A 13,111-nucleotide genomic window follows, 5' to 3' on the forward strand; every position below is an offset into this window, starting at 1 on the left:
GTTTAAACCGGTGCGTTCAGCCCAAAAAAGGTTCGGGCCGCCACCACGTCTTTAGCAATTTGCTCTTTGAGCGCGTCAAGCGAGGCAAAACGCTGCTCGTTTCGTATTTTCTTACACAGCACCACGTCTATATGGCGCCCGTACAGGTCAATTGCAACATCCAGCAGATGCACTTCCAGCTGCTGACGTATGCCCGCTACCGTGGGACGCGTGCCGATATTGGCGACGCCGGGCAGCGGCTTCTCGCCGAGGCCGTGAACCTCGACGGCATAGACGCCTTTTACCGGTGAAACACAGCGCCTTAACGGCAGGTTTGCGGTCGGAAAGCCGATAGTGCGGCCTAACGCATCGCCGTGCACTACGCGGCCGGAAATGCTGAAAGGATGTCCCAGAAGCGCGGCCGCCAGCGGTAAGTCGTCCGCTGCCAGCGCCTGGCGCACCGCCGTGCTGCTGATGCGCTTGCCGTCGTCACAAAAGGTCTGGGTGCTGATAACGTCAAAACCGTAATCGGTACCCGCTTTCTGTAATAACAGGAAATCCCCTTCGCGACCAGCGCCAAAGCGGAAATCATCGCCTACCGCCAGAAACCGGACGTCCAGCTTGTCAACCAGCAGATCGGTGACAAAGCTGTGCGCCGAAAGCGCGGCAAACCGGCGATTGAATCGCAGGCAGAGAACCGCGTCAACGCCCGCCTCGCTCAGATAGCGAAGCTTTTCACGCAGTCGCGTCAGTCTTGCGGGCGCTTTATCGGCGGCAAAAAGCTCCAGCGGCTGTGGTTCAAACAACATCACCACTACCGGTAGATTACGCCTGCGTCCTTCTTCGCACAGCCGGGCCAGCAGTGCCTGATGGCCGCGATGCACGCCATCAAAATTACCAATGGTCAGTACGCAGCCGCGATGCTGCTCCCGGAGGTTATGTATGCCGCGGATAAACTTCATGGCTGGCTCAGGTTTGTGGAAATCGGCGGATTATACCAAGTACCGTCGGGAAGGTTAACCCGCGAATGCGCCTTTCCCGCGATGACAGCGGCTTTTTCTGCGCTCGCCGTTGGGCAATACCATTTTTCTTGTGAATAAGCTGTATTCATCTGCATGAAGCTGGTAGAATCTTGCGCCATCGAAACGTAACCAGGCGTCGTTGTTTCAGCGGCGCTTATTTGCACAAATCCATTGACAACCACGGGCTAAAGAGGCATATTCCTCGGCCTTTGAATTGTCCTCATAGAACTATTTGGGAGTTGGACCTTGGCTAATATCAAATCAGCTAAGAAACGCGCCGTAACGTCTGAGAAGCGTCGTAAGCACAACGCTAGCCGTCGTTCAATGATGCGTACTTTTATTAAGAAAGTATACGCGGCTATCGCTACTGGCGATAAAGCAGCTGCGCAGACTGCGTTTAACGAAATGCAGCCACTTGTGGACCGTCAGGCAGCTAAAGGCCTGATCCACAAAAACAAAGCAGCACGTCATAAAGCAAATTTGACTGCTCAGATCAACAAAATGGCTTAATCGCCACGCTGTTAATCGGCTTTGATAAAGAAACCTGCTCAGGCAGGTTTTTTTATGCCCGCCGTTTGGCTACGCCTTTCCCTGCCCTGTTCCTTCCGCAGTTTCGCCTCATTTCTTATGCCGTATAAAATTATTTTCTCTGACCAGAACGGTAACTAACGTTCCCGACGCTGGCCAAAACGACCGTTCGGGAACGTCAGGCTTTAGCGTAATTTAATGCGCAGCAGCGTATAGCCAGCTATAGCCGAAATAATCGAGCCGGTTAAAATGCCTAACTTGGCTAACGTGACCATCTCTTCATGCTGGGCATCAAAAGCCAGCGAAGCGATAAAAATCGACATGGTGAAACCGATGCCGCACAGTACGCCTACCGCCGAGATATCGCGCATACGCGTGCTTTCAGGCAGCGCCGCAATTCCCAGCTTCACCGCCAGCCAGCAGATAAGCGTAATGCCTAAAGGCTTACCGACGACCAGCCCCAGGATAATGCCCAGCGGCACGGCAGAGAACAAACCGTCCAGCGATACGCCGCTTAGCGACACGCCTGCATTAGCGAAAGCAAACAGCGGCAGGATCAGCCAGCTTACCCAGGGAGCAAGACCATGCGCCAGATGGATAGCCGGAGAATGACCGTTCTGTTTTTCCAGCGGCACGAAGAAACCAACAATAACTCCGGCCAGCGTAGCGTGTACGCCCGACTTCAGCACGGCTACCCACAGCACCATGCCAACCAGCATGTAAATAGCGATATTGCGCACGCCAAGCCTGTTCAGCAGCGCTAATACCACTATGGCACCAGCAGCCACGCCCAGCGACGCCAGTGAGAGATCTTGCGTATAGAAGAACGCGATAATCAGGATGGCACCAAGGTCATCAATCACCGCCAGCGCCATTAAGAACATTTTCAGCGCCGGAGGCACGCGGCTACCGAGCAATGCCAGGATGCCCAGCGCAAAGGCGATATCCGTGGCGGTAGGAATTGCCCAGCCGTTGACGGCCAGCGGATCATGATGATTCAGCACAGCAAAAATCGCGCCCGGCGCAACCATACCGCCCAGCGCGGCGATAAGTGGGAACATGGCGCGCTCACGCGTTGCCAGCGATCCGGAAACCAGCTCGTGCTTAACTTCCAGGCCTATCATCAGGAAAAACAGCGCCATCAGCGCATCGTTAATCCACAGCAGCAGATCCTTGCTGATATCCAGTGCGCCAAAGCGAAACTCAACCGGTGTGGCAAGAATTGACTGGTAAGCCTGTTGGGTACTGGCATTGTTCGCCAGAAACATGGCAACGGCGGCGGCGATAATCAGCACCACGCCGCCGGTTGCTTCGTTATTCAGTAGTCGCTTAAGCGCGGATTTCATTCCTGTTCTTCCTGATAAAGATTAATGCGGCCTGACAGCATACGCGTTTCTGATGACGGGAAAAAATAATTTGTAACGAGAAACGAGCCGTTGCGAGACGCGCCGCATAGTCGCGCTGTCCGGCTTAATCCGGTTACAGGGATGTGGCAAAGTGCCCTCTATTCTTTTTCTGACTCAGGATCGATGATGAAAGCCGTTACGAGCGTACCTCACAATGGACTATTTAAAGCAGGCTATATCTATACGCTGATTGAGCACCAAAGCAGTAAAGGTCGTAAATCTGCCTGCCTGCCGCTATTTTGATCGCTTACCTGGTCAGGAGCGCAAATAAAAACGGGCAGCTTTACGCTACCCGTTTTAGATCGCTAACAATTCTGGCCCTTCCCAAAGCTGCATGCGGATAAACGCACTACAGCTTTACGGCAACCTAGCGAGTCAAGTCATCAAAAAACTTCTTCACGCCATCGAAAAAGCTTTTTGAGCGCGGGCTGTTTTTCTCGCCGCCTACGCCGCCAAAGCTCTCTTCCAGCTCGCGCAGCAGGCTTTTCTGCTTCTCGCTAAGGCTAACCGGCGTTTCCACTACCACGCGGCACAGCAAGTCGCCCTGAGCGCCACCGCGCACGGATTTCACGCCTTTGCCGCGCATGCGGAACAGTTTGCCGGTCTGCGTTTCCGCAGGCACTTTCAACTTAACGCGACCGTCCAGCGTTGGTACTTCGATTTCGCCGCCCAGCGCTGCCATCGCGAAGTTAATAGGCACTTCGCAGTAAAGATTGTTCTCTTCGCGCTCAAAGATAGGGTGCTTACGTACCTGTACCTGAACGTAAAGATCGCCCGCCGGTGCGCCGTGCTCGCCCGCTTCGCCTTCGCCAGAAAGGCGGATGCGATCGCCGGTATCCACGCCCGCCGGAATTTTTACCGACAGCGTTTTAGATTTTTCTACGCGGCCATGTCCGTGACAGGCATTGCACGGATCTTTAATGACAGAACCGCGACCGTGACAGGTCGGACACGCCTGCTGTACGGTGAAGAAGCCCTGACGCATCTGAACCTGGCCCTGACCGTGACAGGTAGGACAGGTTTGCGGCTGCGTGCCCGCTTTCGCGCCGCTGCCGTGGCAGACGCCGCACTCTTCCAGCGTAGGGATGCGGATCTCTTTGGACACGCCGCGGACGGCTTCTTCAAGCGTCAGCTCCATGTTGTAGCGCAAATCGGCTCCGCGCGCGGCACGCTGCTGACGGCGTCCTCCGCCAAAGATATCGCCGAACACGTCGCCAAAGATATCGCTGAAGTCTGCGCCGCCGCCGCCAAAACCGCCGCCGCCGCCACCCATTCCACCTTGTTCAAAAGCGGCATGGCCATACTGATCGTAGGCCGCACGTTTTTGCGCGTCGGTCAGAATTTCGTAGGCTTCTTTGACTTCTTTAAATTTGGCTTCTGATTCCTTGTCACCCGGATTGCGATCGGGGTGATGTTTCATCGCCAGGCGTTTATAAGCCTTTTTGATTTCGCGCTCGTCCGCCGATCGCGAAACGCCCAAAATCTCGTAATAGTCTTGCTTCGCCATTATGGTGATCCTGCCCTCAACATGCGTGAACGGGCGTGGAGAAAACTCCGACGCCCGTAGGTTTCACTGGGGGGCCTTGCGGCCCGCCGTGCCCGCTCAAGGGCGATTATTTTTTGTCTTTAACTTCTTCGAACTCGGCGTCAACAACGTCGTCATCTTTCTTCGCAGAAGCGTCGGCTGCATCAGCTGCGCCGCCAGCGGCCTGCTGCTGCTGAGCAAACTCCATCAGCTTGCTGGAAACTTCCATCAGCGCCTGCATTTTCGCTTCGATTTCCGCTTTGTCTTCGCCTTTCAGCGCGGTGTTCAGCTCGGTCAGCGCGGCCTCGATTGGCGCCTTGTCGTCTGCCGGCAGTTTGTCCCCGGCTTCGTCCAGCTGCTTGCGAGTGCTGTGCGACAGATGATCGGCCTGGTTGCGAACCTGTACCAGCTCTTCGAACTTACGGTCGGACTCGGCGTTAGCCTCGGCATCACGAACCATTTTTTCGATTTCATCGTCGTTCAGACCAGAAGAAGCCTTAATGGTGATCTTCTGCTCTTTACCGCTGTTTTTGTCTTTAGCAGACACGTGCAGAATACCGTCGGCGTCGATGTCGAAGGTAACTTCAATCTGCGGCATGCCGCGTGGCGCGGACTGAATGCCGTCCAGGTTGAACTGGCCCAGGGATTTGTTATCCGCTGCGCGTTTACGCTCACCCTGCACCACGTGAATGGTTACCGCAGACTGGTTGTCTTCTGCCGTCGAGAACACCTGGCTGTGCTTGGTTGGGATGGTGGTGTTCTTCGCAATCAGCGAAGTCATCACGCCGCCCATGGTTTCGATACCCAGCGACAGCGGGGTTACGTCCAGCAACAGCACGTCTTTCACGTCGCCAGCCAGCACGCCGCCCTGCACCGCTGCGCCTACCGCTACCGCTTCATCCGGGTTCACGTCTTTACGTGGCTCTTTGCCAAAGAACTCGGCAACTTTCGCCTGCACCATTGGCATACGAGTCTGACCACCAACCAGGATAACGTCGTTGATGTCGGAAACGGACAGACCAGCATCCTGCAGAGCAACTTTCAGCGGCTCGATAGAACGCGCAACCAGATCTTCTACCAGCGATTCCAGCTTCGCACGGGTCACTTTGATGTTCAGGTGTTTAGGACCTGTTGCATCAGCAGTGATGTACGGCAGGTTGACGTCGGTCTGCTGCGCGGAAGAAAGCTCGATTTTCGCTTTTTCTGCTGCTTCTTTCAGACGCTGCATCGCCAGCGGATCGTTGTGCAGATCGATGCCCTGATCTTTCTTAAATTCTGCAACCAGGTAGTTGATCATACGGCTGTCGAAGTCTTCGCCGCCCAGGTGGGTGTCACCATTGGTCGCCAGAACTTCAAACGTTTTTTCGCCGTCAACTTCGTCGATTTCGATAATAGAGATATCGAAAGTACCGCCGCCCAGGTCGTAAACCGCGATAGTACGGTTGCCCTGACCTTTGTCCATACCGTAAGCCAGCGCGGCTGCGGTTGGTTCGTTAATGATACGTTTTACGTCCAGACCTGCGATACGGCCGGCATCTTTAGTTGCCTGACGCTGCGCATCGTTGAAGTAGGCTGGTACGGTGATAACCGCTTCAGTTACCGGTTCACCCAGGTAATCTTCCGCCGTTTTCTTCATTTTTTTCAGCACTTCAGCAGAAATCTGCGGCGGTGCCAGCTTCTGGCCTTTTACATCGATCCAGGCATCGCCGTTGTCGGAGCCAGCGATTTTATAAGGCATGATTTTAATATCACGCTGCACTTCTTCGTCCTGGAAGCGACGGCCAATCAGGCGCTTGATCGCAAACAGGGTATTCTGTGGGTTGGTTACGGCCTGACGTTTAGCAGGCTGGCCAACCAGCGTTTCACCATCCTGGGTGTAAGCAATAATGGAGGGCGTGGTGCGATCGCCTTCCGCGTTCTCCAGTACACGCGCTTTGCCGCCATCCATAATGGCGACACAAGAGTTAGTTGTACCTAAGTCAATACCAATAATCTTGCCCATTTAAACGTCTCCCACTTAAATTCATTTCAAATCAGGTTATGCACAATTAATGCGGGCGGTTTCTGCCGTTTCAACTCCCGGCGCCGCGCTTTTTTTCCGCTACATAGCCTCGGATGCCAACTAAGATGGGGCCGCCGCACCCGGCATCAAGGGGCAAGGTGAAAAAAATTTTGTTTTTATCCTTCTTCAGATCAAAGTCTGCCGCTCCCCTGCTCATTATGATGCCCCGCACTTTGCAGGAAATACGTACTTTTCCTGCCTGATAAACACAAGTTGTCATTAAATTTTGAATTTTTTGTTATAGCAGGGGAATTATGCACCACAATAACTTAGCCAATCCGGGGCCGTTGGGACTGATGGGATTCGGCATGACCACTATTCTGCTGAATCTGCACAATGCAGGCTTCTTTCCGCTGGTCTCGGTCATCATCAGCATGGGGATTTTTTTTGGCGGCCTGGCGCAAATACTGGCAGGGCTGCTGGAATATAAAAAGGGCAACACTTTTGGCCTGACAGCGTTTACTGCCTACGGCTGTTTCTGGCTGAGCCTGACAGGAATTTTGCTGCTGCCGCAGATGGGGCTGGCAGAGAAAACAGACGCCGTTTTCCTGGGCGTCTGGCTGGCCTTGTGGGGGGTATTTACCTTATTTATGTTTTTCGGCACGCTAAAAGCTAACCGGGCCCTGCAGTTTGTTTTTGCCAGCCTGACGCTGCTGTTTGCCCTGCTGGCAATCGGCAATATTACTGGCGAAAAATCGGTCCTGACCGTCGCCGGGTATGAGGGCATGATTTGTGGTGCCAGCGCCATTTATCTGGCGATGGCAGAGGTGATTAATGAGCAACTGGGGCGTAAAGCGCTGCCTGTGGGCGAGATAGCGAAAGCGTAATATCCGCATTACTTCAGGCCAGCACGCTACCCGTCGCGCTATAGCCTCCTTCAGCAAACGGCCTCATTAATTTATGAGGCTGATTCTTATCTGCTTTAGCTCTGCGTTTCGCGCCTGGCGCTTTTAGGCCGAAAAGCCGCCACTACCGCCTCATGGGTTTCAACGTAAGGCCCATCCAGCAGCTGAACGCAGTAAGGCACGCTGGCGAAAATACCGTGAACCTTCGCTTTGCCTTCGCTATCTTTTAAGCCTTCCAGCGTTTCTTTAATCGATTTCGGCTGGCCCGGCAGGTTGATAATTAACGATTGTTTGCGGATAACGCCGACCTGGCGTGACAAAATCGCCGTGGGCACAAAATTCAGGCTGATTTGCCGCATCTGCTCGCCAAAACCGGGCATTTCACGATCGGCGACGGCCAGCGTGGCATCGGGCGTCACGTCACGTCTTGCCGGGCCGGTTCCGCCCGTGGTTAGCACCAGATGGCAGAAAAATTCATCGACCAGCTCGCAAATAGCGTGCTCGATCATCGGCTGCTCATCAGGCACCAGCCGTTTTTCAATCTCAAAAGGCGTCGCCAGCGCCTGCGAGAGCCAGGCTTCCAGCGCCGGTAAACCTTCGTCCTGATAAATGCCGTTGGCGGCACGATCGGAAACGGAGATCAATCCTATGCGTAAAGTATTCATGGTGTCGTCACTGTCATTCCGGCTGTCAAAAAGAGGGCGCGGTTTTATAAGAGAGATAAAGAAAGGATAAACATTGCGGCGTGTGATGTACAGAACGCGGCCGGTTAACCGACCGCGTGAGGAAATTACAGCAGCTCGGCGAGCATTTTATCCAGTTTGCCCTGGTCTACGGCAAAGTTGCGGATACCCTGCGCCAGCTTATCAACGGCCATTGGATCCTGGTTATGCTCCCACAGGAACTCAGATTCGGTCATTCTTTCCGGACGCGCTTTCACTTCACCGGTGTAAGAAAGCTTACGCTCCAGCGTGCCTTCGCTTTCCGCCAGCTCTTTCAGCAGCGCCGGGGAGATGGTCAGGCGATCGCAACCGGCCAGCTCAATAATCTCGCCCACGTTACGGAAGCTTGCGCCCATTACCACGGTTTCGTAACCGTGCTGCTTATAGTACTGGTAAATTTCAGAAACGGAGACCACGCCTGGATCTTCGTTTGCCGCGTACTCTTTTTTGTCGGTATTGGCTTTATACCAGTCCAGAATACGGCCAACAAACGGCGAAATCAGGTAAACGCCCGCTTCGGCACAGGCACGCGCCTGGGCGAAAGAGAACAGCAGCGTCAGGTTACAGTTGATGCCTTCTTTTTCCAGCTGTTCTGCGGCACGAATGCCCTGCCAGGTGGAAGCCAGTTTGATCAGAATACGATCGTTGCTGATGCCGGCATCGTTGTAGAGCTTAATCAGCGCGCGCGCTTTGTTGATGCTGCCTTCGGTATCGTAAGAGAGACGCGCATCCACTTCTGTAGAGATACGGCCCGGCACCAGCTTCAGGATTTCCAGACCAATCTTTACGTTCAGCATATCGGCCGCGTACTGAATCTGTTCTTCTTTTTTGCTGCTCTGCTCGCGTGCCCAGACCACCGCTTCGTCAATCAGCTTACGATATTCCGGAATCTGTGCCGCATTCAGGATCAGCGAAGGGTTAGTGGTGGCATCTTGCGGCTGGTAAAGCTTCATGGCAGCGATGTCACCGGTATCGGCAACAACGGTAGTGAGCTGGCGCAGGGAAGTCAGTTTGTCCGTCATGGTTGTCATTCTCTCAGAAGAGTTATCAGGTTCTTGAAACTGTCTGCCACGGATGATATCACGCGAAACCCGCCATGCAAGGTAAGCTTGCGGCCAGGCCACTGAGTGCTAAATTACGGCAGAATCCTCCTGATTTTTCAGGTGGATTAGCAATAACGATGGCAGCGATTTGCTTTTTCGCCGTGCTTTTTTGTTACACTAGCCCCGCTTTTATTTGCCGTCAGTCGGCGTATTACATAAGGATCCTGCCATGCTAATGGTGATCTCCCCGGCCAAAACGCTGGATTTTGCAAGCCCGCTGGCGACCACCAGCTTTACACAGCCTGCGCTGCTGAATGATGCTGAAAAGCTAATCAACGTGGCCCGCGATTTAACCCCTGCGCAGATCGGTTCGCTGATGAGCATCAGCGACAAGCTGGCCGACCTGAATGCGGGTCGCTTCCAGAGTTGGCAGACGCCTTTTACGCCGGATAACGCACGCCAGGCAATTCTGGCTTTTAAAGGTGACGTCTATACCGGGCTGGCGGCAGAAACGTTGCAGGAAGACGATTTTGCTTTTGCCCAGCAGCATCTGCGCATGCTTTCCGGGCTGTACGGCCTGCTGCGCCCGCTGGACTTAATGCAGCCTTACCGCCTTGAAATGGGCACAAAGCTGGCGAATCCGGCCGGCAAAGATCTGTATGCGTTCTGGGGCGACAGGCTGACCGAAGCGCTTAACGCAGCGCTGGCGGATCAGGGCGATGACGTGTTGATCAACCTGGCCTCTGACGAATATTTTAAAGCAATCAAGCCCGCCAAAGTGCAAGGCCGCATCGTTAAGCCCGTTTTTCTGGATGAGAAAAACGGCAAATTCAAAATCATCAGCTTCTATGCCAAAAAGGCTCGTGGCCTGATGAGCCGTTATATTATCGAACACCGCTTAAGCCAGCCGGAACAGCTAAAGAGCTTCAACGTTGATGGCTACTTTTTTGCCGCCGACGAAAGCAGCGAGCATGAGCTGGTGTTTAAACGTCGTGAAATTGCCTGATCCTTTCTTTGCGGGCGGTTATCAGGCCGCCTTAGCTCGCTGACAAACTTAATGGTATAGCGTGCTGTTTTTTTTGCAGCAACCCATAAGTCAGGTAAAGCAGCAGAGGCTAAGCGGATAAACGGACCGTTTTCGCGCATGGACGCGCGAAACGAGCCCCCAGGGACGGGTTTACGGCGTGTCCGTGTTCCGCTCAGCCTCTGCTGTTATTCACCTGTCTGGAAGCGACCCGATCATGGAATATAAGAATTTATCAACAGTCCAGAGCGGTTATCAGGCCGCCTGCGTCCACGCTATCCATAGCTTTTTGTTATAAAACCCGCTGTAACAGAACCGTAATCATATTTACGCCACGCAAGGTTTATCTAAACCAGCCGCGAGGTAATTATGGATCGGCAAGCGCTTCTCAAGACCGTAACGGAACGAGCCTGGCACGCCGCCCGTTCACCCGTCGAAAACACCGTTACGCCCGAATTACGTAATCCGTTACCTGCCGCTTCACGAGACTGGCTACGGGCGACGGCCGAACTGTTTGACGCAGACGAGCAGACGCAGCAGCAGTTTGCCGAAACGGGTTTACTGCGTCTGGATGCCCTGCATGTCGTTGTCCTTTGTCAGAGCGAAAAACCCGTTCCGCTGTGGCTGGCCGTAGGCTATTTGCGAACGCCTGCCGTTCATCCTGAAACCTGGCAGCAGATAGTGCTGCGCGCTAACGGCGTGGCTATGGCAATGAACGGGATTAGCCTTTCGCTGAATGAACAAGGCGTGACGCTGCTGACCAGACGGCTGGCTTTTGACACGCCGGGTGATGCTATGGCGCTGGCGGAAATTCTTAACGATATCGACTCGCTTGCCGCCAGCCTGATCGATTTGCTGTTTTCTTTGCGACAACCCGAAGAAGCGCCAGAAGAGCATGAAGCGCCCGCGCCTTCTGCCCGGATGACGGCCTGGCAACAGGAGACGGCGCTGAAGATTGATGCGCTGGCGCAACAGGCACTGGCTGCGCAATGGCATTATCCGCTGATAAATCAGGCGGTTAAAGCCCTACAGCTTTCCCCGGCACAATACGATCTTGATGGCTGTTTTTGTTCGCTGCGCTTCCCTGAACGCGAAATAGCGATAACGGCAGATGGCGATGGTCGACACCTTTTTTTGTCTACGCCGCTAACGGTGCCATCCGCTGCGGGCCACCAGTTATTGCTCGCCAACGAAAACCTACAGGTACTGACGAACTGCTCATCAGGAGTGATTGATGAGCGCATTAGCCTGCTGTCGCGCTGGGATTCCTTTGGGCTGGACGGCACAGATTTGGCCGAATGGCTGGCCAATTTTATGACGCTGACCGTGGCTTTCGACGGCGATAAGCAGAGAGGCAAATTATGAGCGATCTGATCCAACGCGCGCCAGCCCTTCAACCCATGACGGTGCAAAACAGCAGAGGCGATATTGAAAGCGGCCCGCTGCCTGATGCTGCTCCGGCTCGCGCCGCCAGGGCCGGCCAGAATGCCAGCCAGTTTTTTAGCGACATGGCCGACGGCGCGAAAAAGGGCTTACGAGCCACCTCAGGCGGCCTGCAAACGATGGGAAATGCCACGCTGGGCGGGATAAAAACCGGCGGCAACTATGCCGCAGATAAGTTAACGGTGATGGGAAAAGCGGGCTGGCAAGGGACAAAATATGTTGGCGGACAAGGCTGGAAAGGCACGAAAATCGTGGGCAAAGCGGGCTGGAACGAGACCAAAAACTCTGCCGTCACGCTGGGCAAATTTGCCTCTGCACCGCTGCAAAACAAGGCCTGGGGCGCGCTGGGTGGCCACGCACTGCAGCAAATGATTACCTGCGGCCTGCCGACGCTGATGCGCGAAGAAGCTTTTATTGAAGCCTATAACATGATGCTGCCGCATCTGGCAGAGAAACACCCCGCCGCCGCCGTGGGACTGCAGGTAGCCGTTTCGCTGGCCAACATCGCGGCTCACCACCATATCAGGGAACCGCGTCTTGCCCGCGATCCCCAGCACAACGCCGTAGCGGTTCGCGGCCAGTTTGGCCTTAGCCCGGATCAGGCGGCCGTGATCCAGCGCGATAAGCCGCAGGAATGGCAGAGCATGGTGGATAAACATCATAAAGATTCGCAGCGTGTGACCGGACAGCAGGTTGCGGCCGAGCTGATGAATATAGGTATGTCGGCAGCCGGCGCGCTGACCGGCAATTCCGGCCTGACCGCCCGCGTTCTCAGTACCCAACTGCGTAACGTAATTTATGCGGTTTCAAGGGAATCTTTGCAGGCTACAGGCAGTATGGTGGCGTCACGCGACGGCAAACCCAGTCACGGCGTGAGCGATGGCGATATGCGTACCAACGGCGCCTGGTACACGCTGAACACGCTGGCGATGGGTATGCTTCAGGATGGCCTGATCCAGAAGGCGCTCCCGCAAGGCTATACCGTTTCGGGGCCAGAGATTCGTGATGCGGCAGGCGCACGCCTTAGCGGCAAGGAGCTACACGAAATGGCTGCGCTGGTCTCCGGCATTCGAGCCGCCTGCAATAGCGTTATTGAAACGGGCGATGCCTTTCTGGGTAAACATTACGATGCCAAACGCGCGGGCGACTCGCAAAAATTTTCGCCCTCCCTGCCGCTAAAGGACTATGCCCGCCTGCTGGATCACTCGATTGCCCGCCTGAGCTGGAATAACTTCGCCAACGGCAGCACGCTGGCTGCGCAGCAGGTACTGAACGCCGCAACCAAAGGCAATCTTTCCCCCCTGTTGTCCAGCCTGTTAAACAACGGCGGAACCGCTGCCGCTTTTGGGCTGACCTACAAGATGGTGAATCAGATTTATCAGGCGCACAGTAAAGTGCGTGGTGCCGTCGCCGCGGCGACAAGTGGCCCGGTGAATATTACCGCCGCAGGACAGCCCAACCCGGCGGCTGCGGTACAGGGCCAACAGGGAAACAGCGGGACGGCATAGGATG

General features: G+C 54.7%; 11 protein-coding genes. 5 read left to right on the forward strand and 6 right to left on the reverse strand.

What is annotated here, in order from left to right; genetic code table 11:
* Positions 1 to 2: 2 nt before the first annotated feature.
* Positions 3 to 941 (reverse strand): bifunctional riboflavin kinase/FAD synthetase, encoded by a 939-nt coding sequence (gene ribF, locus KUE00_RS20195; RefSeq protein WP_246761959.1) that lies wholly within the window; start codon positions 939 to 941, stop codon positions 3 to 5.
* A gap of 306 nt (positions 942 to 1,247) precedes the next feature.
* On the opposite strand from ribF, the gene rpsT reads away from it, so the two are divergent.
* Positions 1,248 to 1,511, forward strand: a complete 264-nt coding sequence (gene rpsT, locus KUE00_RS20200) for a 30S ribosomal protein S20 (RefSeq protein ID WP_246761960.1) — start codon at positions 1,248 to 1,250, stop codon at positions 1,509 to 1,511.
* 203 nt (positions 1,512 to 1,714) lie between these two features.
* Here the strand turns inward: rpsT and nhaA are convergent, their stop codons facing one another.
* The 3 genes from nhaA to dnaK all read right to left on the reverse strand — a co-directional run bounded on the left by nhaA (position 1,715) and on the right by dnaK (position 6,462).
* Positions 1,715 to 2,875, reverse strand: coding sequence for a Na+/H+ antiporter NhaA (gene nhaA / locus KUE00_RS20205; protein ID WP_246761962.1), 1,161 nt, complete (start codon positions 2,873 to 2,875; stop codon positions 1,715 to 1,717).
* Between the two features lie 427 nt (positions 2,876 to 3,302).
* A complete protein-coding gene (dnaJ, locus tag KUE00_RS20215) occupies positions 3,303 to 4,442 on the reverse strand; it encodes a molecular chaperone DnaJ (protein WP_246761966.1) in 1,140 nt (379 codons plus the stop codon).
* A gap of 106 nt (positions 4,443 to 4,548) precedes the next feature.
* Positions 4,549 to 6,462 carry a molecular chaperone DnaK gene (gene dnaK, locus KUE00_RS20220; RefSeq protein ID WP_246761968.1) on the reverse strand — a complete coding sequence of 638 codons (1,914 nt, stop codon included), beginning with the start codon at positions 6,460 to 6,462 and terminating at the stop codon, positions 4,549 to 4,551.
* A gap of 314 nt (positions 6,463 to 6,776) precedes the next feature.
* On the opposite strand from dnaK, the gene satP reads away from it, so the two are divergent.
* Positions 6,777 to 7,349, forward strand: coding sequence for an acetate uptake transporter (gene satP / locus KUE00_RS20225; RefSeq protein ID WP_246761970.1), 573 nt, complete (start codon positions 6,777 to 6,779; stop codon positions 7,347 to 7,349).
* A 95-nt stretch (positions 7,350 to 7,444) separates the two neighbouring features.
* Here the strand turns inward: satP and mog are convergent, their stop codons facing one another.
* Both mog and tal read right to left on the reverse strand, forming a co-directional pair.
* Entirely contained in the window at positions 7,445 to 8,032 is a 588-nt protein-coding gene (gene mog, locus KUE00_RS20230) for a molybdopterin adenylyltransferase (RefSeq protein WP_246761972.1), read from the reverse strand.
* Positions 8,033 to 8,157: 125 nt separating this feature from the next.
* Entirely contained in the window at positions 8,158 to 9,111 is a 954-nt protein-coding gene (tal, locus tag KUE00_RS20235; RefSeq protein ID WP_246761974.1) for a transaldolase, read from the reverse strand.
* 250 nt (positions 9,112 to 9,361) lie between these two features.
* On the opposite strand from tal, the gene yaaA reads away from it, so the two are divergent.
* The 3 genes from yaaA (at position 9,362) to KUE00_RS20250 (ending at position 13,107) form a co-directional block, all read left to right on the forward strand.
* Positions 9,362 to 10,138, forward strand: a complete 777-nt coding sequence (gene yaaA, locus KUE00_RS20240; protein ID WP_246761976.1) for a peroxide stress protein YaaA — start codon at positions 9,362 to 9,364, stop codon at positions 10,136 to 10,138.
* A gap of 387 nt (positions 10,139 to 10,525) precedes the next feature.
* Complete coding sequence (locus KUE00_RS20245; protein WP_246761977.1) at positions 10,526 to 11,521, forward strand: type III secretion system chaperone; 996 nt, start codon at positions 10,526 to 10,528, stop codon at positions 11,519 to 11,521.
* Positions 11,518 to 13,107, forward strand: coding sequence for a hypothetical protein (locus KUE00_RS20250; protein ID WP_246761979.1), 1,590 nt, complete (start codon positions 11,518 to 11,520; stop codon positions 13,105 to 13,107). The genes KUE00_RS20245 and KUE00_RS20250 overlap by 4 nt, the downstream gene beginning before the upstream one ends.
* Positions 13,108 to 13,111: the final 4 nt, after the last annotated feature.

Origin of the sequence: Erwinia phyllosphaerae (assembly GCF_019132875.1) — a bacterium.
In the GTDB taxonomy this organism is placed as follows: domain Bacteria; phylum Pseudomonadota; class Gammaproteobacteria; order Enterobacterales; family Enterobacteriaceae; genus Erwinia; species Erwinia phyllosphaerae.

Coding starts and splice junctions, on each gene's coding strand:
- dnaJ (WP_246761966.1), bottom strand. CDS start 4,442: ATGGCGAAGCAAGACTATTACGAGATTTTGGGCGTTTCGCGATCGGCG.
- tal (WP_246761974.1), bottom strand. CDS start 9,111: ATGACGGACAAACTGACTTCCCTGCGCCAGCTCACTACCGTTGTTGCC.
- ribF (WP_246761959.1), bottom strand. CDS start 941: ATGAAGTTTATCCGCGGCATACATAACCTCCGGGAGCAGCATCGCGGC.
- dnaK (WP_246761968.1), bottom strand. CDS start 6,462: ATGGGCAAGATTATTGGTATTGACTTAGGTACAACTAACTCTTGTGTC.
- nhaA (WP_246761962.1), bottom strand. CDS start 2,875: ATGAAATCCGCGCTTAAGCGACTACTGAATAACGAAGCAACCGGCGGC.
- yaaA (WP_246761976.1), top strand. CDS start 9,362: ATGCTAATGGTGATCTCCCCGGCCAAAACGCTGGATTTTGCAAGCCCG.
- satP (WP_246761970.1), top strand. CDS start 6,777: ATGCACCACAATAACTTAGCCAATCCGGGGCCGTTGGGACTGATGGGA.
- mog (WP_246761972.1), bottom strand. CDS start 8,032: ATGAATACTTTACGCATAGGATTGATCTCCGTTTCCGATCGTGCCGCC.
- KUE00_RS20250 (WP_246761979.1), top strand. CDS start 11,518: ATGAGCGATCTGATCCAACGCGCGCCAGCCCTTCAACCCATGACGGTG.
- KUE00_RS20245 (WP_246761977.1), top strand. CDS start 10,526: ATGGATCGGCAAGCGCTTCTCAAGACCGTAACGGAACGAGCCTGGCAC.